The organism is Kocuria sp. CPCC 205258 (assembly GCF_040981005.1).
Taxonomy (GTDB): Bacteria; Actinomycetota; Actinomycetes; order Actinomycetales; family Micrococcaceae; genus Kocuria; species Kocuria rosea.
The window spans coordinates 320,036-344,658 of record NZ_JAVKPS010000003.1 but is presented as its reverse complement, the minus strand read 5'-3'; the positions used below and the strand labels follow the sequence as shown (position 1 = coordinate 344,658).

Sequence of the window (24,623 nt, the reverse complement as noted above, 5' to 3'; positions counted from 1 at the left end):
AGGGTCCTTCAGTCATCGAGATCGGAAAAGCCCCACTGCTCCGGGTTCGGCCCGGGCGGCAGAGGGTGAGGAGGCCATCTGTAGTCCTGCCGGTCAGGACCATCCCGACCACTGCCAGTGGCCGGGACGGGGCGCCACCCGGGTCATCGGCCCGGCGCCGGGGTAACGGCGCGGTCCCCGGGGCGGTCGTGAGCACCGCACCGGGGACCGCGCCGCAGCAGGTCGAAGCCCTGGGTCAGCCCGGCTGGGCCGCCGGGGTGAGCTCCATAGGGAGCACCCGTCGCAGGACGTCGGAGAGGGTGATCACCCCGACGAACCGGCCGTCGTGCTTCACGGCGGCGAGGTGCTCCCCGGCTGCCCGGATCCGGGCCAGGGCCTCGTAGACCGGGGTGTCGGCCTCCAGGACGAACACCGGGCGGGCCAAGTCTCGGACGGGTCGCTCGGGCGGCTCCAGCAGGGTGTCGCGCACGTGGACCACCCCGGGGGCGGCGCCGTCGGGGTCGTCCACGAGGATGCGCAGGTGCCCGGTCCGGGCGGCGGTCTCCTGCACCTGGGCGGCCGTGGCGCCGGCCGGCACCGTGGTCGGCGTCCCGTCCGGGGCGATCAGCGCTTCGACGGTGAGGTTCTCCAGCTCCAGGACCCCGGAGACCTGGGTGCGGAAGGAGGAGTCTAGGGCACCCACGGAGGCCGAGTGCTCCACCAGGTGCCGGATCGTGTCGGCGTCCTGACCGCCGACGGCGGCCCGGTGCACCGGGGTGACCCCGCTGGCGGAGACCAGCCGGTTGGCGATCGCGTTGACCCACACCAGCAGCGGCCGCACGACCCAGATAAAGCCGCGGGAGGGCACCCCGATGAGCTTCGCCGAGGTCTCCGGGTAGGCGATCGCCCAGGACTTCGGCGCCATCTCACCGACCACCAGGTGCAGGAAGGTGACGAACAGCAGGGACAGGGCGAAGGCGGTCCCGTCGGCGAGGCCTTCGGGTGCGCCCCAGGAGGCGAACACGGGGCTCAGCCACGCGTCGACCGCCGGTTTGGTGACCGCACCGAGGGCGAAGGTGCAGGCGGTAATGCCCAGCTGGGCGCCGGCGAGCATGATGGTCAGCTCGTTGATCCCGCGCAGTGCGGCACGGGCGGAGCGGTTGGTCGCGGCCTCGGCCTCGAGCCGGTGGCGCCGGGCCCCCAGCAGGGCGAACTCGATGATGACGAAGAACGCGCTGAGCACGATCAGCAGCGCGGTCACAGCGGTGACGATCAGCGGGTCGCTCATCGCTCCTCCTCCCGGGTGGCGTCGGTGGTGGTGCCATCGGCCGGGGCGGTGCCCCGGACGGCGGTCTCGGCGGTGGTCTCCACCAGGCGTACGAGCAGCTCGCTGGGCACGTGCCGGGACAGTTCCAGCACTTCGACGTCGAGCACCCGGTGCACGGGCTCCTCCAGGACGAGGTCGCGGGGGTCGTCGGGCAGTTCGATGCGCACCACGTCCCCGGCGGCCGGCAGCTCCCCGCGGTGGGCGATGAGCATCCCGGAGATCGTCTCGTAGTCCCCGGCGGGCAGCTCGTGGCCGACGGCGCGTTGAACCTCGTCGACGTGGATGTCCCCGTCCATCCGCCAGGTGTCGTCCTGCTCGGCGGTGATGAGGGCGGGGGGTTCCTCGTCGTGTTCGTCGGTGATCTCTCCGACCAGTTCCTCGGCCAGGTCCTCCAGCGTCAGGACCCCGGCGAAGCCGCCGTACTCGTCGATCACGCAGGCCAGCTGATTGCGTGAGGCCGTGAGCTGGGCCAGGGCGTCGGGCAGGGACATGAGCGTGGGCAGCACCAGCGGTGGCGCCATGATGGTCGAGACCGGGGCGTCCTCGGGCGCGCTGCCGCGCAGCAGGTCGGTGAGCTGGACGACGCCGAGGGGTTCCTCGGTCTCGGAGATCACCGGGTAGCGGGTGTGCCCGGCGGCCATCAGGGTCCGCAGCTCACCCACCGTGGTGTCCGGGGAGACGGCCCCGACCTGGGAGTGGGGGATCATGGCGTGCTCGACGTCCTGGTCGGGGAAGTCGATGATGCGGTCGATGAGCATCGACAGCTCCTCGGGCAGGTCACCGCTCTCACGCGAGTCGGCCACGATGCGCTCGAGGTCCTCCACGGTCGCGGTCGTGTCGACGTCGTGCACCGGTTCCACGCGCACCAGGCGCAACAAGGCGTTGGCGGCGTGGTCGAACACCGTGATCAACCACCCGAACAGCGCCAGGTAGATCGTGGTGGAACGAGCCAGGGCCCGGGCCATGGGCTCGGCGTTGGCGATCGCGAGGTTCTTCGGGTACAGCTCCCCGAAGATCATCTGCACCACGGCGGCCACGACCAGGGCGACCACGGTGCCCACCGAGATGCTCAACGCGGCCGGTACTCCGGTGGCGCCGAGCAGCACGCCCAGGGACTCGCCCACCAGGGGTTCGGCGACGTAGCCGATGAGCAGGCCGGTGACGGTGATGCCCAGCTGGGCCCCGGAGAGCATGAAGGAGGTGCGGCGGGTGACTTTCAGGGCGCGTTGGGCGGCCTTGTCGCCGGCTGCGGCGCGCGCACCGAGGCGGGTGCGGTCCACCGACATGTAGGCGAACTCCTGGGCCACGAAGTATCCGTTGGCGGCGATGATCACCAGGATCACGAGGATGCCCAAGAGGAGGGTGAGGGCTGCTGCGATCATCGCAGGTCCACCGCCGGGACGGGGGTGCCGGGCGAAAGCCTGCGGCGGGGGTCAGTGGTTGCGGGGAAAGGACAACTGTCGCCCGGGTCGTCGGACGACCCGGGGGTGGCAGACGGTAGGCCCATAGCGGTGGTTCACACACTCCGTTGATCGGGGATTCTGATGCGTCCCACAGTCTATTTGCCCCCCCCATGCCCGGACAGTGTCCCAGCACCGAACTCTGAGCTGACGCACAGGTTCGCAGGAACGGACCGTTCACGCCGTCCCTGCGCCACCGCGCGCCGTGCCCGGCACAGCCGAGGATCGATGGTGCCCTGTACGAAGAGGAAGTCGTGGTTCGGCGGGGTTCCCGGATCGGACGACAGCTGGAACCCACTGTTGAATCTGTCTGCCGTCACGGGGTCAGTTGTCACCTGCCGTCGACACGGACAAGAGACGGCCGATCATTGCTCCGCCTGGCCACCCGCGTGCGAGCTACCGGCCTGGTGTGGCCTTCCGGCGCCGGGCCTTGATGAAGGAGCCGATGCCGAGGGCGAGATAGAGCGCGAGCACCACGAGCATGACGGTGCTCAGGATGACAGCCGCGGGACGTTCAGCGGTGCCGGCGAACACCTCGCTGATCCCCGCCACGTTCCGCAAAGATCCGAGCACGCCCAGCAGGGCGATCAGCAGACCCGCGTGGATCGCGTGCCGGTGCATTCTCTCCTTCCGTGCCAGGAGCCCGCAGATCAACAGGAGCACACCAATAGCACTGGGGATGAGTGCGGTGAGGCTGGCAGCGCCCGAGAGCGCGTAGCCGGCGATCCCGGCCAGTGTGAGCACTGCTCCCACGATCAGGGTAAGGGCGGTCATGTAGGGGTTCCTTTCGTCCGGACCCGACAACAGCGAGATCAATTCACCACGGAACGCGACGAGCTGGTTCCACGGATCGCGATCGCGTCGACCTCTACGAGGGGACGGCCGCATCGTCTGATGTCACCTGTCGGTGCGACAGTCCCCGACCCTAGCGGTATTGACCCGCAGCGGCCTCGGTGCGGGCGTTGACGACCAGCTCCCAGAGGTGGCCGTCGGGGTCGCTGAAGTACCCCATGTATGAACCGTCATGGTCCTCGGCCGGCCCCGGAATCGAACCCCCCGCAGCCTTCGCGCGCGTGAGGATGTCGTCCACCTCCTCCGTGCCGCCGATCGCGCACGAGATGATGCACGCCCCCGGCACGGAAGCGACCGGGCCGACCCCGGCGTGTTCGAGGTACTTCGCGTACTCGGACCGCTCGATTAAGAACAACGACAGATTCGGCAGTTCGAACGCGACCACGCCACCGTCGATCTCGGGATCGGCCAGCTGAAGACCGTCGCGATAGAAGCGCAGCGACCTCTCGGCATCCGCGACGGGCAAGGAAACGACGACGGTCACAGGTCTCATACGGGCCACCCTAAAGGGCATGTAGTGACCGCCCGGGCTTGCTGAGGGGTTCCTCTAGTCTCTTTCCGCTTTACGTATGGCCCGGTTAGCGGCATCCGACTGGTAGGACTATCTTCAGTTCTCTTGTCCGTGGATGTCGTCGTGGGCGTGATCGGGGCTCAGTCAGATGTTGGCGACGCTGACGGTGCCAGGGTGTTCACTGCAGTCGCCCATACGTAGGGTTCCCCGTCGTAGTGTGCCAGCACGTCGTCATCGGGGGGTCCACCGATGTTTTCCTCCACCGAGGGAACACCGTAGGCGGCGTGTAGGGTGCCGGTCACCTCCACGGCGTCGCCGTCGGAGAGGGATTCATCGGCGTCGTCCATGACGATCAGCAGCGGGGGGATCGAGGGGTCCTGGGGGTCGGCGATCGCCACGGATACCGGGTTGATCACTTCGTGGACCACACCGGTCAGGATCACTTCCACACCTTCGTAGTCGCTGATCTCTCCGGTTTCGGGGTAGGTGCCGATCTGGGCGGCGAAGTCGGCGTTATAGGGCCCGGTGTAGGGCTCTGCCGGGTCTGGCTCGAGCAGATCGGGGGTCGGTTCCGCCGAGGCGCTCATGACCGACGCCTCGGCCTGCGCGTCGGGTTCCGGCTCGGAGGCGGTGCACCCGGTCAGGGCCAGCCCGGTAGCGGTCACCGCGACGGCGAGGAGGTGTTTGGGCTGGGTGCGTAGCACGATTCTCCTTTTAGGGCTTCCCGCTGGTGTCGGGTGCGCCGGGACCTGATCTGGACTGTTTCCTGCCGTTGACCATAGGCACGCGGCGCGGAGTGTCACCACCGCTGGCGGTGGATTCACAGAGCCCGGACACGGGATCGTGACACCCCTGTGATCTGCTCGGATCCGTTCTGGGCACCTTCAGCCGGGTCCTTAACGCCGGTCATCCGGTGGCGTTCTGTGTGCTGGCCCGGTCGAGGGTGAATCGTCGGGGGACGGCGCGGCCGGGGCCAGATCGGTGTGCTCGGCGTGGTGCTCTCGACAGGGCAGAAAGTGGTGGGTGGGGCCGTAGGGTGTGCGGATGGACATCCCTCACCTGTTGTGGGCCACCGTTCCCCCGTGGGCGGCGGTCGTCTTCTTCGTCGTGGACCTGGTCATCCGGCTGGTGGCGTTGGGGGTGGTGCCGCACAACCGGCGGCCCTCGGCGGCGTGGGGGTGGTTGCTGGTGATCTTCTTCTTCCCGATCCTGGGTGGGCTGGTGTTCCTGGTCCTGGGGAGAGCAGATTTGCCCGCAGCGCGCCAGGAGAAGCAGCGCAAGGCCGCGGGGTTGGTCGACGCGCACGGCCCCGGGGCCCAGGCCCCGGAGGTCGAGGCGATGCCGGGGTGGTTGGCCGAGACAGCGCGGCTGAACCGGCACAACGGGGCCTTCCCGGTGGTGGGGGACAACCGGTTGGAGATCTTTGAGGACTATGACGCGTCACTGGCCGCGCTGGCCGAGGCGATCCGGGCCGCGGAGCACTTTGTGCACTTCGAGTTCTACATCACCGTCGCCGATCCCACGACCGAGCCGGTGATCGCGGCCCTGGAGGAGGCCCAGGCCCGAGGGGTGACGGTGCGGGTGCTCGTGGATCACCTCGGGGCGGCGGGGCACCCGGGGTACAAGCAGTTGGTGCGCCGTCTGGCGGCGGCCGAGATCGCGTGGCGGCGGATGTTGCCGGTGCGGCCCTGGCGGGGGGAGTACCAGCGCCCGGATCTGCGCAATCACCGCAAGATCTTGGTGGTGGACGGGGTGGTGGCGTTCACCGGGTCGCAGAACGTGATCGACCGCTCCTACAACAAGAAGAAGAACCGCAAGAAGGGGCTGCAGTGGATCGATCTGGTGCTGCGCGTTCGCGGCCCGGCGGTGGGGCACCTGGACGCGGTCTTCGCCACCGACTGGTACTGCGAGACCGGAGAGATGGTCCTGGGAACTGACCGGGCCCCGGCACCTAGCTCCGACGGGCCGTCCCCGGGGGAGCTGGTCTGCCAGGTGTTGCCCTCAGGGCCGGGGTTGGCCCAGGAGGCCAACCTGCAGCTGTTCAACCACCTCTTCGCCGCCGCCAAAGAGCGGATCACGGTGTGCAGCCCCTACTTCGTGCCGGAGGACTCGATGTTCAACTCCCTGCGCACCGCGGTGGGCCGCGGCGTGACGGTGGACCTGTACCTGGGGGAGACCTCCACTCACGTGCTCACTCATCATGCTCAGCGCTCTTTCTACGAGCGGTTGATCCGGGACGGGATCCGGATTCACCTCTACCGGGCCCCCTACGTGCTGCACACCAAGATGGTGCTCATTGATGACAACGCCGCGGTGGTGGGGTCCTCGAACATGGACATCCGCTCCTTCGTGCTCGACCACGAGGTCAACCTCCTGGTCGTCGGTGCGGGGTTCGTGGGCCGTCTGGACGAGGTCGTGGCCGGGTACCGGCAGCACAGCCACGACCTCGAGCTGGCGGACTGGCTGGCCAGGCCCTGGTACCAGAAGTACCTGGACAACACCGCCCGGCTCACCTCCGCCCTGCAGTAACCCGGAGGAAGCAGCCAGCGCGGGACCTCGTCGGCGGTCTGTGACGAGTCCTCGAACATGGAGCGGTTGACAAGGTGGCGCTCATGCGATGCCTAGGGCTTCGTGATGTTCGCGTGACAGGTTTCGGCCAGTTCGAGAAGGTGCGGCTTTTACGGTGGAAGGACCAGCAGCGAACCATCGACTCGAACGGAGAACATCATGTCGACCAGCTCGAAGAAGAAGTTCGCCCTTCCGGCCGCGGCCGCTTTTGCCTCGGCTCTGATGGTCGGATGTGCCGAGGAGACCCCGGTCCAGGAGGCCCAGGAGGCCGGGCCCACCGCGGAGGCCGCGATCCTCAGTGAGACCGTCACGATGCAGAACGAGGTCACCGAGGTCCTGGGCCCGAACCTGTTCACCGTCGGGGAGGATGACACCCCGGTGGTGGGGGTGGACGCGACCGCCCAGGACATCGAAGACGGGGACATGGTCCAGGTCACCGGCACGGTGCGTCAGATCGTGCAGACCGACGTGGAGTCCGAGTGGGACTGGGACTTCGATGACGACGAGTTGGACTACCTCGTCGAGCGAGAAATGGACCTGGCCGTGATCGCCGATCAGGTCGAGGAACTGCCCGCCTAATAGTCGCCGCCCCGCAAGCACCGTCACCCCGCCCCCGTGCACACCCGGTGCGCGGGGGCGGGGTGTCTGACCCGGGCGTCCCCGAGGGGGCAGGTGCTAGTCGACGATGGTGACGGTGGCCTCGGTGAGGTAGGGTTCCGGGCCGCGGTTGACGAGGTAGTTGGCGGTTTCCTCGTCGGTGAGCAGGAACAGCCGGTCGCGGTCCCCGGGATCGCTGAACAGGTCGGCGGAGGCCACGGTGCCGGTGGCCTCGATCTCGTCGCCGGGGCGCAGATCTGCGGGCATCTCGGTGACGTACACCACCGTCTGCTCGTCCCCCATGGTGAGGAACTCCTCGCCGTAGATGCCCTTCACCTCGTTGACCAGGGTCATTTCGCGGCCCACCAGTTCCTCGGTGGAGACCCCGGACTGGTCCAGCTGGGTCAGTTTGGTCTCGTCCTGGCACCCGGTCAGCAGCAGCGCCCCGAGCAGGCCGGCCGCGGACAGGGACAGCGTGCGGGGAATCAGGGTGCGGTGGGTCATAGCGTGCTCCTCGGTGCTCCAGTGACGGGATGTGCAAGGTGGCCTGTCCTCGACCGGTGTCGTCCCACCCTAACCACCGCAGCTGATCACCAGATGGGGGCGGACCGGGACGGGACAGGGCGCCAGGACGCGGACCGGATCAGATATCACCGCAGGTCCGGCCACGAGGGGCTTGGATTTCCCTGGGGTTTTGAGACGCTGAAGCGGTCGGCGGCGCTGGGCGTGTGGTGAGGCTGGCGGGCCGGCGGAATCGGGCCACCACCGTGCGGGGACGCCCACGCAGGGTCTGCTGCGCACTGTTCAAGTTGTCGATGAGAGGACCGCGATGAACTCCTCAGCCGCCGGGAACGACCACAGGTCTCCGGGCCCCCGAGAACACCGGCGCGGCCGGTGGCGGCGCCGCCTCACGGGCCTGCTGGCGGGGGTGGCCGTGTCCGGTCTGCTCGTGGGCACCTACGGGGTGGCGATCGAGCCGCGGTTGATCCTCGACGAGGAGACCATCCAGGCCCGCATCCCCGGACTGGGCCCGGGGTGGGAGGGCGCGGAGGTGATGGTGTTCTCCGACCTGCAGGTGGGCATGTGGTGGGACAACACCGCGATGATCGAACGCGTGGTAGAGACCACCGTGGCCGCCGACCCGGAGGCGGTGCTGTTGCCCGGGGACTTCCTCTACCAGAGCGAAACCGGCCTCCAAGAGCGGATCCAGCACGTGAGCGGGCTGCTCGAGCCGCTGACCGCAGCGGACATCCCGGTGTACGCGGTGATGGGCAACCACGACTACGCCGTGGGGGCCGTGCAGGAACTCACCGGCGCCTTCGAAGATGCGGGCATTGAGGTGCTGGCCAACGAGGCCGTCCCGGTACCCGGCACCGCACCCGGACCGGGACTGTTCATCGTCGGGATAGGGCCCTCCGCCGTCGGGGAGGCCGACCCGCAGGCGGCCTTCGCCGAGGTGCCGCAGGACGCGCCCCGGCTGGTGATGATGCACAACCCCACCACTTTCCCCGACCTGGACGCCGGTGCCGCCCCGATGGCGGTGGCCGGGCACACCCACTGCGGGCAGATCGCGGTGCCCCTGCTGTCCCGGTGGTCCTACCTGGGGCTGACCGAGGAAGAAGAGATCGTTGCCGATGGCTTCGCCCCCCAGGGCTATGGGGCCGAGGGCAACGAGATGTTCGTGACCTGCGGGATCGGGTTCAGCCTGGCCCCGGTGCGGATCAACGCCCCGCCTCAGCTGCTGACGATTGAGCTGCACTCCGCCTGAGCGCCGTCGGCCCGGGGCGCAGCGGCTTGCCCCGGGCCGTGCCAGCACCTGTGCCAGGCTCCACCGGCCCGGTGGCTCACCGACGCCCGGTCACTGCTCGGCCGGTTCGGTGGCGCTTACCTCGGCCTCGTCCAGGTAGGGCTGCCCGAGGTGACGGTCGTAGAAACCGGATTCCTCATCACCCTCCACGGCTTCCTCCACGACCGGTGCAGTGAAGTCCTCCCGCACGGTGCCGGTGACCTCCACGACGGCACCTTCCTCAACCTCGGAGAAGGTGTACCGGGCGCTGACCAGCAACGGGTCCACCTCCGGGTTCTCGGGGTCGGCGAGGACCAACGCGGAGCGGGAGGGCACCAGATCGGCGACCTCCCCGCTGAGGGTCACCTGCTGCCCGGCGTAGGAAGCCGCCTCCGTGCGGAAGTTCTCGTCGTAGGCCCCGGTGTAGGCGACGGTGGCTTGATCCCCCGGGGTCTGCGCCGGCTGGGCCGGACTGGCTTCGGTCTCCGGGACGGATTGCGGGGGGTCGCCAGCACCGCACCCGGTGCTCACCCCGGCGGCGGCCAGGACCAGGGCGCCGGCGAGCCTTCGTGCTCGACGATGGTGCTGGGTGGTGGTCATGGTGTTCCTCCTCGTCGTCGAAGCGGCGCATTGGGTTCTCGCCGAGGTACTGCCCCGTGCGGGTGATCCGTTACTGGGCCGTCAGATTCGGACCGGACCTGGACCGGGATCCTCGGGTCGGTGATGCTTGGTCCTCCGGTCAGCCCAGCGCGGTGATCAGGTCCATGCACGCGGTCTCACAGCGGCGGCAGGCCTCGGCGCAGATGCGGCAGTGCTCGTGCCGCCCCGCGTGGGTTTCGCACTCCTCGGCGCAGGCCTTGGCCACCATCCAGCAGGCCCGTAGCGCGGCCAGGTTGATGTTGACGTCGTAGCCGGTGTGCCGGGAGAGGATCTTGCCGGTGGCAGCGCACAGATCCGCGCAGTCCAGGGTGGTGCGCACGCACTGGGTCAACTCCGCCACCGCGTCCTCGGACAGGCACGCATCGGCACACGCCGTGCAGGTCTGAGCGCACTCAAAGCAGGCGGCGATACAGGCCGCCAGCTTCACCTCGTCCACCGTCCCGAGGTCCTTCGGGTAGTGGGTGAGCATCGATGCCACGTGCATCAGAATCACTCTCCTTCGCCCCGGCCCCAGTAGTCATGGGTGCAATCCTTGGGCCCGAGCCGGTGGACCCCGCCACCCCGCACACATCCGACCGTAGCCCGCGGCGGCGGGGCAGGGGAACCGCTCCCGGCCCAGGTCAGGGGACTGACAGACTCCGCTCAGGGAAACAAGAGATAGGACATGTGAGATCACGGCACCCGTTGGAAAATCCGGACCGGGCGCCGCGTGGCCAGGCCAATCCCCGATCGGGTGCGCCCACCGTGCTCATCCGGAGCTCGGAGGCCAAGGAGCAGGCGGCCCCAAGTGATCAACGGCAGTGCTCTGGCCGGTCCGGTTCGGCCGTGCTGACCGTGCTCGTACTGCCCAGCGCTGACACCAGGACGGGGGCGTCGGCAGGAGTGAGTGCCCGCCGATTGCGGCTAACCGTCATTTCACATCCGCTACACCCGCAGGGCGTTCGCCCCGCTGTCAGGTGCTGTCGGACACCGAGGCATCAAGGCTGGGCTCACGACGCCGCCGCCTTCGCCGTCACCCAGCTGCTCGACACCCGCCACGTCACTGACGCCCCCGCCGTCAGCAACTGAACCGCACCGGCCCGCCTCAGCTCAACGGCCTCAAGGACGGCGCCGGCCTGCAGTCGACGAAGGTCGGGGGTAAGCATTTTTCGGGGAAATGCGTCGCCCATTGCTCGATGACTAGGCATAACGATTTCCTCACGGTGCGGTCGGAAGACGCGCAGAAGGGCGGGATGTTCCTTGCATCCGGGTGAACAGCCTTCCTAGGGTCGATGGGCATCAGGTCGGGGAGGCTGATCGATCAGCCCCTCGGCGAGAACGATCACGACTCAGGAGGCACATCATGAGGACACGAGATCGACGCAGCACCCGGGCGATGGCCGCCGGCATCGTCGCCGTCGCCGGCCTCGGACTGGCCGGGTGCAACACCGAGGGCCCCGAGGAGGGCACCGACGTCGAGGACGTCACCGAGGGTGAGGTCCTGGAGTCCTCCCCGGCCCCGCAGGAGACGGATCCGGAGGTCGGAGCCGGTTACGTCGGGCCCTATGACCAGGCCTTCTACGACGAGAGCGAGACCTACGCCGGCCAGGAGGTCACCGTCTCGGCCGAGGTCACCGAGACGCTGTCGACCGACACATTCGTGATCGCCGGTGCCGCCGGCACAGCGGTGGATCCACTGCTGATCGTCGAGGAGCAGGAGATCCCGCCCCTGGACGACGGCCAGGTGGTGGAGGTGACCGGCACGGTCGCCCAGGACTTCGACATCGCCGCCACCGAGGAGGAGCTCGGCATCGACCTGGAGGACGAGCTCTACGCCGACTACGTGGGCGAGCCCTACATCATGGCCACCAGCGGGGAGATCCTCGAAGAGGAGTGACCCGCAGCCGGCGCTGACCAGCCACCCCCAGGGGGCGGTCCCGCACCGGGTGCCCAGTTCGGGACCGCCTCGCGCGCCCACCCCATTGCCGTTCAGCGCCCCCAGGGCGTACTGAGCGATGATCGTTTCAGGATCCGCCCATGCCTTCGACAGCCCGCGGCGCGCAGCGTCCTACCGACCCGGGGCCCGATCGTGAGCTGCCGTTGATGCACGGCAGTGCTGCGGCAGGGGTGCCCGTGCCGGTGCGGGTGGCCGCGGCCTGGTCCTGGCGGCTGCTGGTCGTGGCCGCGGGGGTGGGGGTGCTGGGCTACCTGCTCTCCACGGTCACGGTGGTGGTCGTCCCGGTGTTGCTGGCGGGCCTGCTGGCCGGTCTGCTCTTCCCTCTCACGAAGTGGGCGCGCAGCCACCGGGTGCCGGCCGGGGTGGCCGCCGGGGCCACCGTGCTGGGGTTGGTCGGCGTCGTCGTGGGGCTGCTGGTGCTGGCCGGGCAGCAGATCGTGGTCGGTTTCGCCGAGCTCTCCGGCAGCGTGGTGGTCGGCGCCGGGCAGCTGCTGGATCGGTTGCAGGACACGCCGTTGAACTTCGGCACGGCGGACCTGGAGGACTGGGTCACCGACTTCGGGGCCACCGTCCAGGACAACAGCCAGGCCTTGCTGGACGGGGCGCTGTCCTTCGGGGCCACGGCCGGGCACCTGCTCACCGGCATCCTCATCCTGCTCTTCACCCTGCTGTTCTTCCTGGCCGACGGGGAGAGGATCTGGCTGTTCGTCGTCGGGCTCTTCCCGGTGCCCGCCCGCCGGGCGGTCAACGGCGCGGGCCGGCACGGCTGGGAGGCCCTGGTCCAGTACGCCCGCGCCCAAGGGCTGGTGGCCGCCATCGACGCGGTGGGCATCGGCACCGGGGCCGCCCTGCTCGGAGTGCCGCTGGCTCTGCCGATCGGGATCTTGGTGTTCCTGGGTTCCTTCATTCCCATCGTGGGGGCGGTGGCCACCGGGGCGGTGGCGGTGCTGGTGGCGCTGGTGGCCAACGGGACGACGAACGCGCTGCTGATGCTGGGCGTGGTGATCCTCGTTCAGCAGCTGGAGGGCAACGTGCTGCAGCCGCTGATCCTGGGTAAGGCGGTGTCCCTGCACCCGTTGGCGGTGTTCCTGGCCGTGGCCACCGGGTCGATCCTCTACGGCATCGCCGGGGCGCTGTTCGCGGTGCCGGCCCTGGCGTTCGCCAACACGGTGGTGCGCTACTTCATCGCCGGGGCCTGGCGCACCGACGAGCAGATCGCCTCCCAACCGTTCTACTACCCCTGGGAGATCCGCCGCCACGCCCGCGGCCACGAGGCCACCCGCGAGCAGCTCCTGGCACAGCTGGAACGCTTCCACCGGACCCGGACACTGGAACGCCGACGCACCCGCGCCCGCGGCGAGGAGCGGAACACCACACAGTGACACACGGGCACGGCGCCGGGGGCTTACCGGGCTCCAGTCCCTTGACAGATGGTCGGCCATCGGCCACCACGCGGGGTAGCGCCAGGGACGGACTCCGCACCGGAGTGTCTTCGTGGACCGTGTCACCTCAGTGCTGGTGATGGTGGTGGCGCCGACAGGCTGGGCAAGCGGGTGGCGGCGGTGGTAAGGAGAGCTGTGATCAAGATGAGTGCGGAGACCCCCAGCGAGTACAGGCCGACGGCGGTGTAGCCACCGACCTGCTCGGGGTCCAGGAAGAAGTAGGGGTACCAGCCCACCAGCCGGCCACGCACGAGAGTGTAGGCCGCCCACAGCACCGGGTACACCATCGACGTCCAGGCGGTCGACACGGCCAGCCGATGCCGCCCCGGCCCGAACAGGAAGTCGGCCACGGCGTAGACGGGCAGCACGAAGTGCAGCACCTTCGAGGAGGTAGGAACGAGGAACAGGTAGCCGAACAGCTCGGCGTTGGCGAGCATGATGGTGAATACGATCCCGGAGACGACCATGTAGGTCGTGGCTAGAGCCCGTAGAACAGTTAGCCACATCGGTTCTTTGCCGTAGAGGGTGTAGTGGACCAGGGCCAGACCCAGGACGAGGATCAGCAGGACGGTGCTGTGCACGGTGAAGTAGCTGAACAGGTTCGTGCCCAGACATGTGCGGGTGATGAAGGCGCAGTCGGCGCGCATGGTCAAAGCCCCGATCGCCACGGCCAGTGCCACCGTGCGCACCAGCAGCACGATCCAACCCATGGCACCCCTTCCCCGACCGGGGGGGCACACCCCGGTCAACCCGTTGCACCACCGCGCACGCAGGTATCCACCCGTGGCGGCAAGCCCACCATTCCGCCAGATTCACCCTAGACGGAGACAGGCGTGCCGTGGCCGGTGATAGCACCGGCAATCCGGACGACATGCGGTGCCGCCCGGTTCGACCGGCGCCTAGGCTGGCGTGAACCAGTGTCCGTGCTACCGGTGAGGAAGGCCTGCCGATGCGAGCGTCTTCGATACCGAGGCGGCGCAGCCTCCGAGTTCATCTGCGCGAACGTTGTCTGCTGGCGGTGCTCTGCGCGGTGCTGGTCGGGTGTGCGTCCCCGGGCGGGTCCGCCCCGACGGACCCAAGGCCGGAAACACCGGCCCGGACCCCCGCCCCTGCTACGGCCACCGGGGGTGCGGCACCGGTCACAGACCGTTGGGGAGCCTACGGCAGCCAGGAGGAGGCCTGTGCTGCGGTGGCCGGCCATGTTCTGACGCTGTCCGTGCTCCCGTCCAGCCTGAGGGTGACCGAGCGGGTGCAGGACGTGCAACGGGTGGAGGACGACGTGGCCGAGATGGTGGCCACGGTCCCAGCGGAGCTGGCCGCGGAGTTCTCCCGGATCCAGTTGCTGGTCGACTCTTACGGCGAGGAGCTCACTGCCTCGGAGGCTACGGTCGCTCCCGGTGCCACTGCTGCCGGGTTCGCCGCCGCGGGGCTGGAGTCGTCATTGGCATCAGTCCGGGAATGGCTGACCGACTCATGCGCGGAGGGCACGGGTAACTTGTGACCACGGTGGCTCCCAGCCGATGCCTCGTCCTTGATGCCCAGCACGCTCAACGGTGTCCGCAAGGCATGGGCTGCCTTGTTCCGTGCTGACATCGTCTCGATGCATCGGTATCTGTCCCGTGATCTGAGCGTATGACTTGCGGTTCATGAGCAGGGCACAACCCGCTTTACATATGGCGCATTAGCGGTGAGGAGCCCGCGTGGGGTTGGCACTGAGTCCCCGGGCCGGGGTCTTACTGCTCAGGTGTGGTGTCCGCGCCGTGGAGCAGATCCCGGGTGTAGGGCAGCAGGGGCTGGTACTGGGGCTCGAGCAGTTGGTTGGCGGCGTGGATGAGCACATCGCGTTGGAAGGCCGGCAGGTGCAGGCACTGATGCAGGTAGGCCTCAATCTCGAACTGCTCCACGGCCCCGCCCTGCCCCCGGTAGCCCGACCACAGGGTCTGCAGGGTGAATCGGTCACGATCCATGGCCTCGAGCAGCAGCCAGGCCTGAGTGGACCCGGCATTGATGTCGTCCATTGGCTCCTCCCACGATGTCGGCTCGAGGACCTTTATTAGTCCTCATTCAGTGATGTGCTTGGTGCTGTTGTGTCCTGGGTCTTTGCGCAGCTGGACCAGAGTGGCGGCCCCGGCGGCCAGCAGGTCGGTGCGCACGTTGTCGTCGCTGCCGAGTCAGGGGTCATCGACCAGCCCGATGCCGACGAACACCTCGGCGCCAGTAGCGGAAGAGCTCGCCGGTGGTGCCGGAACCACGAACCTCACCGGGGGGAGGGATTTGTGGGGGTCGTGGTGGTCGACCTCCCAGAGCAGGAAATCCACTGCGGAGGCCTCCCAGGAGGTGGTCCCGGTCAGCTCCACCAGCACCTCGAGGCCGGCGGTGAGAGCCTGGCTCTGGCGAAGCACCCGGAGCAGGAGCTGATGGTTGGACTCGGTCAGGGTCCCGGTGACAGCCAGATGTATTCGGTGGGTATCCGGGTCGATGTCCGTGATGACCGACAGTTGCGAATTCACGAGCATGGCTCCTTCGCGGTGCAATGGCCCCGGCCCGCTACTGAACCTGATCCCAGGATACGGTCCCGTGTCGACGCCGGATGAATACTGAGCAGATGCGACGCTACTGCTCAATTTCCGACCGTCGTTGACGTTGATGATGGAAGTGCCTCGTCGTCGGGGGCGTGTGGCTCTGGCCTTGACTGGCGGCTCTTGCGGGTCTGCCTTTGATCTGATCAGTCCGCGTTCCCGGCGGTGGGGTGACCGATCTGCGTCGGTCAGAGGCGGGCATGACTTCATATGAGCCTGGAGAGCCCCATCAACGTCCTGTCTGCCCGGCCCCTGACCGGCGTGCCCACTGGTGAGGAAGGCACGGGATCATCATGACAACAACAGCCCCGGAACGCACGGCCCCGATCGTTACGGTCGCCCCCGTCGGCGTCGTCGCAGGAGTCGACACGCACAAAGACACCCATCACGTCGCGGTGCTCGCCGCGACCGGTGCACGGCTGGGAGATCTGAAGGTCCCGGCAACACCGGCAGGTTACGAGCGGCTGCTCGCGTTCGTGACCTCATACGGGCCGATCACCTTGATCGGCCTCGAGGGCACGAACTCCTACGGCGCCGGCCTCGCGCGGTTCCTCACCGCGGCCGACGTCCCGATACGCGAGGTGATCCGGCCCAAACGCGCCCAGCGGCGGCGTGGGAAATCTGACCCGATCGACGCCTACGCGGCTGCCCGACAAGCCCTCGCCGAGCCCGAGAGCCTGCCGGTGGCCAAGACCGGTGACGGGAGGGTCGAGCAGATCCGGGTCCTGCTGACCGTGCGGCGCAGCGCGATGAAAGCCCGCGTCGCGGCGCTGCGCCAGATCCAGTCGCTGCTGATCACCGCACCCGATCCGGTCCGCACCCGCTGGGCCGGCCTCGACGGCGACGCCCTGATCAGGGCCCTGGCCGCGACCCGTCCCGGTGACGCCTGCCAGACCGTCACGACCACGACCGGTCAAGCCTTGCGCCGCCTGGCCCGCCGCCACCAGGCACTCACCGCGGAGGTCACCGACATCGACCTCGAGCTGCGTGAGCTCCTCACCGACGTCGCCCCCGCGCTGCTGGCCACCAAGGGCTACGGTGTGGTGACCGGCGCCACCCTGCTCACTGCGGCCGGTGACAACCCCGCCCGCCTGCGTTCGGAGGCCTCCTTCGCAGCACTGTGCGGCGCCGCCCCCATCCCGGCCAGTTCAGGCAGAACGAACCGGCATCGGCTCAATCGCGGCGGCAACCGGCAGGCGAACTGGGCCCTGCACCAGATCGCCCTCGTGCGTCTGGCCACCGATCCGAGAACCCGCGCCTATGCCAAAAGGCTCCGCACGAACGGAAAGAACACCAAGGACGTGCTCCGCTGCCTCAAGCGCGCCATCGCCCGAGAAGCCTGGCACCTGCTCGTCCACCCAGCCCCCGTTCCGCGCACCGACGACCTCCGGCCCATGCGCCACGCCCGCGGACTCACCCTCGCTCAAGCAGCCCACCACCTCGGCACCGTCACCGCACGCATCAGCGAACTCGAACGCGGCACACGTCCCAACGCCCAGCTGGCCATCGCCTACCGACAATGGCTACTCACCCTTTGACATCAATAGGAGCATCATCCCGCTCCCGGCCTGAATAGAGCCCATGTAATCCGGTCACCTCTCACGGGCCGAGAGCCGGGCGTCGAAGTAGACCATCTCGTCATCGAGCGGCACTCGGACTCCAGCAGGAGCCGCACCGGCCGGTCGTCCTGGAGCGCCGTTGCCAAGATGTCGCTGGCCCCAGTGGTGGGCCACCGCGTCCACGCCTGGTACCGGTAGGAGGCGGAGCCGGTGCCCATCCCATACCAGCACGCAGAGTTGGTACTCAGCGCCGACAGTACCGGTAGCCACACCCGGATCCGGACCGGCACTGTCCCGTGACGGGTTCAGTGGAGGCTCGGTAATGCCGCTTCGGCGGTCGCCGGGGCGGTGTGGTGACGATAGTAGGCCCTTCGTACTCGGCCGGTGGCACTAGGCCGATCTCGCCGTGCAGGCGGCGGTGATTGAACCAGTCGACGTACTCGGCCACCGCGATCTCCAGGTCGTCGGTGTTCTTCCAGGGCCCCCTGTTGCGGATCAGCTCAGCCTTGAAAAGCGAGTTGAACGCCTCAGCGAGGGCGTTGTCATGCGAGTCCCCGGTGGAGCTCACCGAAGCCACCGCCCCGGCCTCAGCCAACCGCTGGGTGTAGCGCACCGCGACATACTGCCTGAACGCCCTTGTCGGAGTGATGCACGACGCCAGTGGTGTCGTGGTCCTCCCGTTCCCGGGGCCACAACCCCATCTCGAGAGCGTCCAAGGCCAGATCCGTGCGCACCGAGGTCGACAGCTGCCACCCCACGACCTGGCGGGAGAACACGTCGATGACGAAGGCGGCATAGACCCGGCCGGCGAACGTTCTGCAATAGGTGATGTCCGCGACCCACAGCCGGTCCGGGGCGGTGGCGTTGAAAGCCCGCTCCACCAGATCCGGGCGCGTCTCCGGACTGGTGCCGGCCACCGTGGTCCGTGGGCCCTTGGCGCGGATGACCCCGCGCAGCCCGACCGTTCTGCCGGGGGCACCGGGTGTGCATGGCGAGGACGAGGAGCATGGGTCGTGGCGGGGTCAGTGCGGGGTGGGTTTGTTCACCGGATGAACGGGCCGTTGGCTTTGATCCAGCCATTGAGCCATTGCTCCAGTTCATCGGCGTGCCAGCCTGGGGCGTGGACTTGCAACGCGTCGGGGGCGCTCTTGAGCACTGAGTCGATCCCGCGCTGACGGGCGAGCTCGTGGGCTATGCGCTCGACCAGCCGGGAGTCGCGCTGGGCGATGGCCGGGTGCACCCCGACGTCAAAAGACTCCGGTGCCGCGACGACCTCCACGGGGGAATCCTGCAGACCGGAAAGCTGGTGCGGGCCCGCGCGCAGATCGGTGATGACTCCGGCCGCGTACTGTTCCAGTTCGGTGGCGTGCAGTGACTTCTCCCCGCGTTTGAGCCGCAGCACCCCGCCCAGCGGCAGGGTCGGGACGTAGACCTGGTGGCCGTCTCCGATGAGCACGGGGTGGTGGTGCAGGTGGTGGCGCGGATCCTCCGGGGAGCCCAGGCCCCACCGGGCGTTGGGGGCCCCGGTGATGATTACGACGGCGAGGTAGGAGACCAGCCCGTCGAGCAGGATGTCCATCGTCGCCGACGGGACCCGCACTCCGGTCACGGAGTGCCTCGCCCAGGAGGGCCACTGCTCCCGGGGCAGCACCGGCACCCCGAGAGCGGGGTTGGCGGCGAGTTCGGTGCGCCGGCCGGTGATCCAGTGCCACAGCAAGGTGAGGGAGGCCGGGGAGGCGTCGAGCAGCGTGCCCGGGTTCATCCCGCGGCCGGTGAGCTCGGTGCGCAGGCGCTCCAGTGCGGCGGGGCGTTCGGCGAGGAACTCCTCGAGGGCAGCCGTTGCTTGCTCGACGGTCATCAGTCGATAGGGGGTGAACGGCATGGCAGGGTCCTGTCAGGGTCGGGCAGCGGCCCGCCGAACGCAGGGCCAGGGTGAGGCAGAGTCATTCACACGCGCGAGATGGGATCCAGATTCCCATACCGTAGCCGGGGCCGGCCACGGTCTCAGAGTGCGCGCAGTGCTACCGGGGCAGATGACGCTGCAACCACAGCGTGCACCACATCTTCAGCCGAAGCTCGTCCCAGTCCGCGACGTCCACGACCAGGGCGGCCGGCCCGTAGCGGTGGACCGAGGCGACACCGTCGCGGTCGCACAGCTCAGCGATCAGGTGCTCCACCAACCCTGGGTGGGCGGCTGGGATGTCCTCGCGCAATCCCACGTCGAAGCAGTCGAGCTCGGCGACCACGGTCACCAGTGGCTCCTCCAGGGCGGCGGCTTCCGGGCCGTGCCCGTGCAGGGCCGCGATGGTGCGGCGGGTGTGGGTGAGCATCTCGGTCCCGCTCATCGGGTCCCGTCCGTGGGCGGACTGGTAGACGCTGTAGAGCGGCAGGGCGGGCAGGAAAATTTGGTGGTGGTCCGAGGCGAGCACCGGGTAGTTCAGCAGCGGGTGGTCGGCCATGATGTGTTCACCGACCTGCCAGATCGCCTGCGGGGCTGCGTCGAGGAGGACCTGGCCGAGGTAGGAGGCGAAGCCGTCGACGAGGACTATCGTCTCGGCCGGCGGGTGCGGGTCCACCAGCCGGCCGTGCCTCGCCCAGGACGGCCACGAAACCCGCGACGGGTCCTCGGTGAGGGGGCGCGGGTCCAGGCCCAGCCGGCCGGCCCGAGTGTTGATCCACGACCACAGCGGCGACACGGAGTAGACCGACCCGTCGAGCATCCTGTCGGGGTCCCGGCCCTGACCGGCCAAGGCCGTGCGCAGACGCTGCAGCGCCGGGGCGCGTTCGGCCAGGTAAGCATCGAGTGCGTCGGCGGCCTGCCGGGCTGTCATCAACTCGTACGGCTGAGTCCCCATGGGTGGGACCTTACTTCGGGGTCGCGTCTGAGGTGCGTCAGCTGATGCGCTTTATGGACAGGAACAACGGAGTGATCATCGCCAAGAGGTCGCCACTCACCTTGAAGTGACCCCCATTGCCCGGACTCCTTCGGACTTGGCACAAGCCAGGGAAGGAGGCCCTGATGGGTCGAGTGAGCAATTACCCTTCGGAGTTCCGCGATCAGGCCGTCGCACTGGTGTTGAACGGCAATCGTGGGGTGCGCGATGTCGCCCGGGAACTGGGCATCAACCATGAGACGCTGCGGAACTGGGTGACAAAGGCCCGCCAGGATCGTGCTGCCGGCCCAGCTGCCTTGAGCAGCGATGAACGGCTCGAGCTTGCCCGATTGCGCCGGAAGGTCGCCGAGCTCGAGGTGGAGTAGGAGATCCTGAAAAAAGCCGCGGTCTTCTTCGCCAAGGACAGTCGATGAGCTTCCGGGCGGAGCTGTTGGAGTTCATCGATGCGGAGAAGACCGTCTACGGGGTCCGCCGGCTGTGCCGGGTACTGGGCGTGAGCAAGTCCGCCTACTACGAACACCGAGGACGCGACGGTGGCGCCTCGGCGAGTGACTGGTCTGACGCGCATGACGCCCACACAGCCCGGGCGGCCTGGGCCGAGCACAGCCGCGTGTATGGGGCCCGCCGACTCACCGCGGAGCTACGCCACCGCGGGCACCGGTGGAATCGCAAGAAGGTGGCTCGACTGATGCGTGTGGCCGGCGTCGAGGGCGCCCACCGGCGTCGGCGCGGCACATACGGCAGGCGGTCTCTCACAACGGCCACAGCCCCGGACCTGGTGGAGCGGCAGTTCACGGCCTCGGAGCCAAACAAGCTCTGGGTCGCTGACATCACGTATCTGCGCAGCTGGGAGGGTTCCTGTACGTCGCGGTGGTGATCGACGCCGGCTCGCGGAGGGTCGTGGGATGGGCGATGGCAGACCACCTCCGCACCGAACTCGTGCTGGATGCGGTCGCGATGGCGATCTTCACCCGGAAGCCCGACCCGGGCCTGATCCACCACAACGACCGGTTGAACCCAGGCAGTACACGGCGTACGAGTTCGGCCGGACATTGCGCACCTCGGGCATCCTGGCTTCAATGGGTCGGGTGGGTTCGGCCTTTGATGATGCGATGGCCGCGATGTTCTTCGCCACCCTGAGGACCGAGCTCGTATACCGCCGCTCCTGGCCGACGAGACATGAGCTGGAGATGGAGGTCTTCTCTTACCTCGAAGGCTTCTACAACCCTGGCCGCCGCCGCTCCCGGCTGGGTAATCTCAGCCCCACCGACTACGAGCAGCAGCTCGTGACACAGAACGAGGCGTCCGCCTGACGGGGGTCACTTCAGGTGATCAGTTCTCGAAGTGGGTGCTGGCCGGTCCTTTGCTCACGGTGGCTACCAGTTCCGCGGCCAGTTCCCGCAGTTTCACGTTGCGGTGGCTGGAGGCGGTCTTGAGGATTTCCACGGCTTCGCGCTGGGTGCAGCGGTTCTGGCCCATGATGATGCCCGCGGCCAGGTCGATGGCGGTCCGCGAGGCCATGGCCGCCTGGAGGTCCGCCTCGGTGTCTCGGTGGCCGGCCAGGCGCACCGCCAGGCGCAGGGCGCTGGAGGCCAGGGCCACCTCGCGCTGGGCGGCCTCGATGGCGTCCTGGTCGTAGCTGTGGGGTTGGTCGGCGTAGATGTTCAGCGCCGCCCGGGCTTCCCCGTTGAGCTCGAAGGGCACCCCGAGCACTGAGGCGACCCCGGCCGCTGCGGCGGCGTCGGTGTAACCGGGCCACCGGTCATCGGTGGCGACGTCGGGGACGTGGACCACGGTGTGCTCTCGGGCGGCGGTCAGGCAGGGGCCGTCGCCGTAGACGTACTGGATCTCGTCCAGGGCTGCGGCCCGGTCGTTGCTGGAGGCCACGGTGGCGGAGCGGCGTGGTCGTAGCAGGGTCACCGCGCACCACACCTCCTCGCCGTCGGTGGCCAGGGTGGTGGCCATCTTCTGGGTGAACTCGGTGAGGAAAGCGGTCATGTCCGGGCTGTCCAGCAGCAGCTCGTGCATCACCGAAGGAGCCGGTCCGCCGGCTGGGCGATCAGTCATGGGTGAGGTGTTCCGTGGTGGTTCAGGGCGCAGCACACCGGGCGCATCAGCGCCTGGGTCTGCGTCAGTGCAACAGGGGTCGGTTCACCGCGCTGACAAGGCCTGCTTCGACAGGCCTGGATTCCACGAGGGGACAGCGGCGATGAGGCTGGGCGGCACAGAGGTGCCGCCCGGCAGCCGGCTGCTTGACCACCAAGCGAAGATTATATTCTCCTTGCACGGACCATCCGGCACACGGGCTACCTCCAGTAGCGCCGTCGCCCGGGGAACTGTCGGCCGGCGGTGGGTCCTGGTGGTCCGGTCACCGCAGGCGGATTTGGCTCAGGCGTCGAAGTGGGCGGTGGCCAGGCCTCGGCCCACGGTGTTCACGAGCTCCGTGGCCAGACCGCGCAGTTTGCTGTTGCGGTGACTGGAGACGGCCTTGAGGATCTCGACGACCTCCTGCTGGAGGCAGGGGTTCTGTTCCATGATGATGCCCACGGCCAGGTCGATGGTGGTCCGCGAAGCCATGGCCGCGGCCAGGTCAGCCACGGTGTCGCGGTGGCGGACCAGGCGCAGGATGGTGGAGGCCTGAGCCACATGCGCCTGGACCACCTTGATGATCGCTTCGGCGTGCGTGTCGGCGGGGTCGGCGTAGACGTTCAGCTCGGCGGCGACCTCCCCGTCGAGATCGAAGAGCACTCTCAGACGGAGAGGTCCCCGCCGTGAACAGAGCGGAGAACGCCCTGCGCTCTACACTTGGCCCAGATAGCGGCCATCAAGCCAGCTGGGATGACACGTGATCGTGAAGCAGTCTCCGTGTATGACGCCCGCGCGCGCCCCCACCAGCGGCTTGGCAGCTCCGGGACCCTCGATGCGACGACCCTCGAGAACCTGCGAGCCGAGCACGAGCGGCTCAACCCCGCCGAGATCACCCGGCAGATCACCCGGATCCAGAATCACCTCATCGACCTGGCCGCCCAGCGCACCCGCGGCACCCGCCCCGCAGCCTGAACTCATCCGGACATCTCACGTGAGGCAAGCGCCACCCCCCATCCGGACACCTTGACATGAGGCAAGACGGGTGAATCGGTAAGAAGGGCTTGCCTCCATCCACTTCACGAGGTTGTCTCTGCTTCACCGGTATTTCACTGGCCGGCCACCGTTCCCCCAGGAGTACTTCTTGTCGAAGCGGTGCAGCATTACGAGCATCTCACCCCGGGTAATTGTGGAGTTCGGCCGATAGGTCTTGTCCGAATATCCGGTGGTGATGCCGGACTGGGCCATCCAGGAGATCTCCTTGTGGAACGGGGTCCTCGACGTCACGTCCTTGAACTTGGAGGTCTTCGGCGGGGTGTAGGCCGGGGATCCCGCCAGCCGGTAGAGGAACGCGGCGGTCTGCCCGCGAGTTACCTTCTGATCTGGCCGGAACGTACCGTCCGGCCACCCTCTGATCACTCCGATCTGCGATAGGACGCTGATCTCCACCGAGTACTGACGGATAGCCGGCACATCACGGAACTTGGGGCGAATGGACGGATCTATGAGGCGCGGGTCGATGTTGGTGTCATACGCCCCCCCGTCCTTACCAAAGTTGCCAATGTTGCCCCAACGAGCCAGGGAAACGGCCATTTCCTCCCGGGTCACCGCCTGGGTGTGACGGATCTTTCCGTCCTTCTCACCGGTCGCGATGGCGTTGGCCGCAGCCCACTGGATCGCCTTGTAGAACCCGTGGCCGGTACCGATATCGTTGAATACCGACGGGTTGCCGCACCGGGCCGGCAATGACTTATACCTGAACAACGCATCGGCGTTGTCCCATTCGTGGATCTTCTTGGTGATGTTGACCGTGCGCTCCGGTTCGGTGCCATCGCCTTGATCGGGTCCCCCGACGGTCGCGACGATAGGTTCCGTGCCTTCGATCAGCACCGGCGTGCCGACGGCCAGGCAGTCGTATTCGATCCAGTGGTAGGCGCCACCGTGGAAGTACTTCCGGTAGGTGCCGAACTCCATCGGGTAGGGCTTGCCTTTGACCCAGGCAGTGAGCTTGGCGTTCTCGTTGGCGCAGATCCAGCCGTACGTGATCTCGCCCTTCCCCTGCGGATTGGGGTACCCGGCGGGGAGCGGATCCCACGGCGGGTCGAAGGCCTCAGCGAAATGCACACAGTCCGTACCGTTCTCCCAGTAGCGCTGCGGGTTGAAGAACCAAAAGGGGTACTTGTAGTAGGCGAGTGGATCCGTGTAGTCGGGTTCATTGCTCACGGCGGCCGCCGGAACCGCCATGCCGACGGACAGCGCCGCCACGGATCCCAGAGCGAGTACGGAACGGGCCGCAGTGCGGCGAAGCCAAGTGATCACGGGTGTTCCCTCCAAGAGACCGATCATCTTCAGCTTCACACCCCTGTGTGCTTCTGTGAATGACGCCCA

31 protein-coding genes are annotated in these 24,623 nt (G+C 68.0%); 12 read left to right on the top strand and 19 right to left on the bottom strand.

Annotated elements, in window-relative coordinates; genetic code table 11:
• Window positions 1–235: 235 nt before the first annotated feature.
• The 5 genes from RF644_RS07585 to RF644_RS07565 all read right to left on the bottom strand — a co-directional run bounded on the left by RF644_RS07585 (window position 236) and on the right by RF644_RS07565 (window position 4,833).
• Complete coding sequence (locus tag RF644_RS07585; RefSeq protein ID WP_368796068.1) at window positions 236–1,267, bottom strand: hemolysin family protein; 1,032 nt, start codon at window positions 1,265–1,267, stop codon at window positions 236–238.
• Complete coding sequence (locus RF644_RS07580; protein WP_368796067.1) at window positions 1,264–2,688, bottom strand: hemolysin family protein; 1,425 nt, start codon at window positions 2,686–2,688, stop codon at window positions 1,264–1,266. Before RF644_RS07580 ends, RF644_RS07585 begins: the two co-directional genes overlap by 4 nt.
• 474 nt (window positions 2,689–3,162) lie before the next feature.
• Complete coding sequence (locus RF644_RS07575; protein WP_368796066.1) at window positions 3,163–3,540, bottom strand: hypothetical protein; 378 nt, start codon at window positions 3,538–3,540, stop codon at window positions 3,163–3,165.
• 151 nt (window positions 3,541–3,691) lie between these two features.
• Window positions 3,692–4,111 (bottom strand): VOC family protein, encoded by a 420-nt coding sequence (locus RF644_RS07570; RefSeq protein ID WP_368796065.1) that lies wholly within the window; start codon window positions 4,109–4,111, stop codon window positions 3,692–3,694.
• A gap of 158 nt (window positions 4,112–4,269) precedes the next feature.
• A complete protein-coding gene (locus RF644_RS07565; RefSeq protein WP_368796064.1) occupies window positions 4,270–4,833 on the bottom strand; it encodes a hypothetical protein in 564 nt (187 codons plus the stop codon).
• Between the two features lie 340 nt (window positions 4,834–5,173).
• On the opposite strand from RF644_RS07565, the gene cls reads away from it, so the two are divergent.
• Window positions 5,174–6,658, top strand: coding sequence for a cardiolipin synthase (gene cls / locus RF644_RS07560; protein ID WP_368796063.1), 1,485 nt, complete (start codon window positions 5,174–5,176; stop codon window positions 6,656–6,658).
• Window positions 6,659–6,856: 198 nt separating this feature from the next.
• Window positions 6,857–7,276 carry a hypothetical protein gene (locus RF644_RS07555; protein WP_368796062.1) on the top strand — a complete coding sequence of 140 codons (420 nt, stop codon included), beginning with the start codon at window positions 6,857–6,859 and terminating at the stop codon, window positions 7,274–7,276.
• 96 nt (window positions 7,277–7,372) lie between these two features.
• Here RF644_RS07555 and RF644_RS07550 read toward each other — a convergent pair whose 3' ends face one another.
• The gene (locus RF644_RS07550) at window positions 7,373–7,798 is read right to left on the bottom strand and encodes a hypothetical protein (RefSeq protein WP_368796061.1); all 426 of its coding nucleotides are present in this window, start codon (window positions 7,796–7,798) and stop codon (window positions 7,373–7,375) included.
• A gap of 325 nt (window positions 7,799–8,123) precedes the next feature.
• Between RF644_RS07550 and RF644_RS07545 the strand changes: the two genes are divergently transcribed.
• On the top strand, window positions 8,124–9,062 hold the full coding sequence (locus RF644_RS07545) for a metallophosphoesterase (RefSeq protein WP_368796060.1): 939 nt from the start codon (window positions 8,124–8,126) through the stop codon (window positions 9,060–9,062).
• 90 nt (window positions 9,063–9,152) lie between these two features.
• Here RF644_RS07545 and RF644_RS07540 read toward each other — a convergent pair whose 3' ends face one another.
• Together RF644_RS07540 and RF644_RS07535 are read right to left on the bottom strand one after the other, a co-directional pair.
• Window positions 9,153–9,680 carry a hypothetical protein gene (locus RF644_RS07540; RefSeq protein WP_368796059.1) on the bottom strand — a complete coding sequence of 176 codons (528 nt, stop codon included), beginning with the start codon at window positions 9,678–9,680 and terminating at the stop codon, window positions 9,153–9,155.
• Window positions 9,681–9,819: 139 nt separating this feature from the next.
• A complete protein-coding gene (locus RF644_RS07535; RefSeq protein WP_368796173.1) occupies window positions 9,820–10,230 on the bottom strand; it encodes a four-helix bundle copper-binding protein in 411 nt (136 codons plus the stop codon).
• An 852-nt stretch (window positions 10,231–11,082) separates the two neighbouring features.
• Between RF644_RS07535 and RF644_RS07530 the strand changes: the two genes are divergently transcribed.
• Window positions 11,083–11,616, top strand: coding sequence for a hypothetical protein (locus RF644_RS07530; protein WP_368796058.1), 534 nt, complete (start codon window positions 11,083–11,085; stop codon window positions 11,614–11,616).
• A 140-nt stretch (window positions 11,617–11,756) separates the two neighbouring features.
• Entirely contained in the window at window positions 11,757–13,058 is a 1,302-nt protein-coding gene (locus tag RF644_RS07525) for an AI-2E family transporter (protein ID WP_368796057.1), read from the top strand.
• 122 nt (window positions 13,059–13,180) lie between these two features.
• Here the strand turns inward: RF644_RS07525 and RF644_RS07520 are convergent, their stop codons facing one another.
• Window positions 13,181–13,828 carry a Pr6Pr family membrane protein gene (locus RF644_RS07520; RefSeq protein ID WP_368796056.1) on the bottom strand — a complete coding sequence of 216 codons (648 nt, stop codon included), beginning with the start codon at window positions 13,826–13,828 and terminating at the stop codon, window positions 13,181–13,183.
• Between the two features lie 479 nt (window positions 13,829–14,307).
• On the opposite strand from RF644_RS07520, the gene RF644_RS07515 reads away from it, so the two are divergent.
• Window positions 14,308–14,619, top strand: coding sequence for a hypothetical protein (locus RF644_RS07515; RefSeq protein ID WP_368796055.1), 312 nt, complete (start codon window positions 14,308–14,310; stop codon window positions 14,617–14,619).
• A 232-nt stretch (window positions 14,620–14,851) separates the two neighbouring features.
• On the opposite strand, the gene RF644_RS07510 is transcribed toward RF644_RS07515, so the two are convergent.
• Window positions 14,852–15,136 carry a hypothetical protein gene (locus RF644_RS07510; RefSeq protein ID WP_368796054.1) on the bottom strand — a complete coding sequence of 95 codons (285 nt, stop codon included), beginning with the start codon at window positions 15,134–15,136 and terminating at the stop codon, window positions 14,852–14,854.
• Between the two features lie 153 nt (window positions 15,137–15,289).
• A complete protein-coding gene (locus RF644_RS07505; protein ID WP_368796053.1) occupies window positions 15,290–15,628 on the bottom strand; it encodes a hypothetical protein in 339 nt (112 codons plus the stop codon).
• A gap of 362 nt (window positions 15,629–15,990) precedes the next feature.
• On the opposite strand from RF644_RS07505, the gene RF644_RS07500 reads away from it, so the two are divergent.
• Window positions 15,991–17,235 (top strand): IS110 family transposase, encoded by a 1,245-nt coding sequence (locus RF644_RS07500; protein ID WP_368796052.1) that lies wholly within the window; start codon window positions 15,991–15,993, stop codon window positions 17,233–17,235.
• Window positions 17,236–17,249: 14 nt separating this feature from the next.
• On the opposite strand, the gene RF644_RS07495 is transcribed toward RF644_RS07500, so the two are convergent.
• From RF644_RS07495 to RF644_RS07475, 5 genes are all read right to left on the bottom strand, one after another.
• Window positions 17,250–17,528, bottom strand: coding sequence for a glutamate-cysteine ligase family protein (locus tag RF644_RS07495; RefSeq protein WP_368796051.1), 279 nt, complete (start codon window positions 17,526–17,528; stop codon window positions 17,250–17,252).
• A complete protein-coding gene (locus RF644_RS07490) occupies window positions 17,501–17,869 on the bottom strand; it encodes an integrase core domain-containing protein (RefSeq protein WP_368796050.1) in 369 nt (122 codons plus the stop codon). The genes RF644_RS07495 and RF644_RS07490 overlap by 28 nt, the downstream gene beginning before the upstream one ends.
• Window positions 17,844–18,173, bottom strand: coding sequence for a DDE-type integrase/transposase/recombinase (locus RF644_RS07485; protein ID WP_368796049.1), 330 nt, complete (start codon window positions 18,171–18,173; stop codon window positions 17,844–17,846). Before RF644_RS07485 ends, RF644_RS07490 begins: the two co-directional genes overlap by 26 nt.
• Window positions 18,174–18,298: 125 nt before the next feature.
• Window positions 18,299–19,138 (bottom strand): hypothetical protein, encoded by an 840-nt coding sequence (locus tag RF644_RS07480; protein ID WP_368796048.1) that lies wholly within the window; start codon window positions 19,136–19,138, stop codon window positions 18,299–18,301.
• A gap of 139 nt (window positions 19,139–19,277) precedes the next feature.
• Window positions 19,278–20,111: a hypothetical protein gene (locus tag RF644_RS07475; protein ID WP_368796047.1), complete on the bottom strand. Its 834-nt coding sequence runs from the start codon at window positions 20,109–20,111 to the stop codon at window positions 19,278–19,280.
• Between the two features lie 164 nt (window positions 20,112–20,275).
• Here RF644_RS07475 and RF644_RS07470 point away from each other — a divergent pair, with 164 nt between their 5' ends.
• Genes RF644_RS07470 through RF644_RS07455 form a run of 4 tightly spaced genes read left to right on the top strand, consistent with a single transcriptional unit; the run spans window position 20,276 to window position 21,463 of the window.
• Window positions 20,276–20,515, top strand: coding sequence for a transposase (locus RF644_RS07470; protein WP_368796046.1), 240 nt, complete (start codon window positions 20,276–20,278; stop codon window positions 20,513–20,515).
• A gap of 44 nt (window positions 20,516–20,559) precedes the next feature.
• A complete protein-coding gene (locus tag RF644_RS07465) occupies window positions 20,560–21,027 on the top strand; it encodes an IS3 family transposase (RefSeq protein ID WP_368796045.1) in 468 nt (155 codons plus the stop codon).
• Window positions 20,997–21,290: a DDE-type integrase/transposase/recombinase gene (locus tag RF644_RS07460; RefSeq protein ID WP_368796172.1), complete on the top strand. Its 294-nt coding sequence runs from the start codon at window positions 20,997–20,999 to the stop codon at window positions 21,288–21,290. The genes RF644_RS07465 and RF644_RS07460 overlap by 31 nt, the downstream gene beginning before the upstream one ends.
• Window positions 21,230–21,463 carry an IS3 family transposase gene (locus RF644_RS07455; RefSeq protein WP_368796171.1) on the top strand — a complete coding sequence of 78 codons (234 nt, stop codon included), beginning with the start codon at window positions 21,230–21,232 and terminating at the stop codon, window positions 21,461–21,463. The genes RF644_RS07460 and RF644_RS07455 overlap by 61 nt, the downstream gene beginning before the upstream one ends.
• 19 nt (window positions 21,464–21,482) lie before the next feature.
• Here RF644_RS07455 and RF644_RS07450 read toward each other — a convergent pair whose 3' ends face one another.
• Window positions 21,483–22,217: a GAF and ANTAR domain-containing protein gene (locus RF644_RS07450; RefSeq protein WP_368796044.1), complete on the bottom strand. Its 735-nt coding sequence runs from the start codon at window positions 22,215–22,217 to the stop codon at window positions 21,483–21,485.
• A gap of 321 nt (window positions 22,218–22,538) precedes the next feature.
• Window positions 22,539–22,898 (bottom strand): ANTAR domain-containing protein, encoded by a 360-nt coding sequence (locus RF644_RS07445; RefSeq protein ID WP_368796043.1) that lies wholly within the window; start codon window positions 22,896–22,898, stop codon window positions 22,539–22,541.
• 117 nt (window positions 22,899–23,015) lie between these two features.
• Here RF644_RS07445 and RF644_RS07440 point away from each other — a divergent pair, with 117 nt between their 5' ends.
• Window positions 23,016–23,210 carry a hypothetical protein gene (locus tag RF644_RS07440; RefSeq protein ID WP_368796042.1) on the top strand — a complete coding sequence of 65 codons (195 nt, stop codon included), beginning with the start codon at window positions 23,016–23,018 and terminating at the stop codon, window positions 23,208–23,210.
• Window positions 23,211–23,333: 123 nt separating this feature from the next.
• Here the strand turns inward: RF644_RS07440 and RF644_RS07435 are convergent, their stop codons facing one another.
• Window positions 23,334–24,593, bottom strand: a complete 1,260-nt coding sequence (locus tag RF644_RS07435; protein WP_368796041.1) for an S-layer homology domain-containing protein — start codon at window positions 24,591–24,593, stop codon at window positions 23,334–23,336.
• Window positions 24,594–24,623 lie beyond the last annotated feature (30 nt).

Excerpts from the sequence above, each read along its gene's own strand:
- RF644_RS07585 (WP_368796068.1), bottom strand. The coding sequence starts at position 1,267 with ATGAGCGACCCGCTGATCGTCACCGCTGTGACCGCGCTGCTGATCGTG.
- RF644_RS07580 (WP_368796067.1), bottom strand. The coding sequence starts at position 2,688 with ATGATCGCAGCAGCCCTCACCCTCCTCTTGGGCATCCTCGTGATCCTG.
- RF644_RS07575 (WP_368796066.1), bottom strand. The coding sequence starts at position 3,540 with ATGACCGCCCTTACCCTGATCGTGGGAGCAGTGCTCACACTGGCCGGG.
- RF644_RS07570 (WP_368796065.1), bottom strand. The coding sequence starts at position 4,111 with ATGAGACCTGTGACCGTCGTCGTTTCCTTGCCCGTCGCGGATGCCGAG.
- cls (WP_368796063.1), top strand. The coding sequence starts at position 5,174 with ATGGACATCCCTCACCTGTTGTGGGCCACCGTTCCCCCGTGGGCGGCG.
- RF644_RS07555 (WP_368796062.1), top strand. The coding sequence starts at position 6,857 with ATGTCGACCAGCTCGAAGAAGAAGTTCGCCCTTCCGGCCGCGGCCGCT.
- RF644_RS07550 (WP_368796061.1), bottom strand. The coding sequence starts at position 7,798 with ATGACCCACCGCACCCTGATTCCCCGCACGCTGTCCCTGTCCGCGGCC.
- RF644_RS07545 (WP_368796060.1), top strand. The coding sequence starts at position 8,124 with ATGAACTCCTCAGCCGCCGGGAACGACCACAGGTCTCCGGGCCCCCGA.
- RF644_RS07540 (WP_368796059.1), bottom strand. The coding sequence starts at position 9,680 with ATGACCACCACCCAGCACCATCGTCGAGCACGAAGGCTCGCCGGCGCC.
- RF644_RS07530 (WP_368796058.1), top strand. The coding sequence starts at position 11,083 with ATGAGGACACGAGATCGACGCAGCACCCGGGCGATGGCCGCCGGCATC.
- RF644_RS07525 (WP_368796057.1), top strand. The coding sequence starts at position 11,757 with ATGCCTTCGACAGCCCGCGGCGCGCAGCGTCCTACCGACCCGGGGCCC.
- RF644_RS07520 (WP_368796056.1), bottom strand. The coding sequence starts at position 13,828 with ATGGGTTGGATCGTGCTGCTGGTGCGCACGGTGGCACTGGCCGTGGCG.
- RF644_RS07510 (WP_368796054.1), bottom strand. The coding sequence starts at position 15,136 with ATGGACGACATCAATGCCGGGTCCACTCAGGCCTGGCTGCTGCTCGAG.
- RF644_RS07500 (WP_368796052.1), top strand. The coding sequence starts at position 15,991 with ATGACAACAACAGCCCCGGAACGCACGGCCCCGATCGTTACGGTCGCC.
- RF644_RS07480 (WP_368796048.1), bottom strand. The coding sequence starts at position 19,138 with ATGCCGTTCACCCCCTATCGACTGATGACCGTCGAGCAAGCAACGGCT.
- RF644_RS07475 (WP_368796047.1), bottom strand. The coding sequence starts at position 20,111 with ATGGGGACTCAGCCGTACGAGTTGATGACAGCCCGGCAGGCCGCCGAC.
- RF644_RS07470 (WP_368796046.1), top strand. The coding sequence starts at position 20,276 with ATGGGTCGAGTGAGCAATTACCCTTCGGAGTTCCGCGATCAGGCCGTC.
- RF644_RS07465 (WP_368796045.1), top strand. The coding sequence starts at position 20,560 with ATGAGCTTCCGGGCGGAGCTGTTGGAGTTCATCGATGCGGAGAAGACC.
- RF644_RS07455 (WP_368796171.1), top strand. The coding sequence starts at position 21,230 with ATGGGTCGGGTGGGTTCGGCCTTTGATGATGCGATGGCCGCGATGTTC.
- RF644_RS07450 (WP_368796044.1), bottom strand. The coding sequence starts at position 22,217 with ATGACTGATCGCCCAGCCGGCGGACCGGCTCCTTCGGTGATGCACGAG.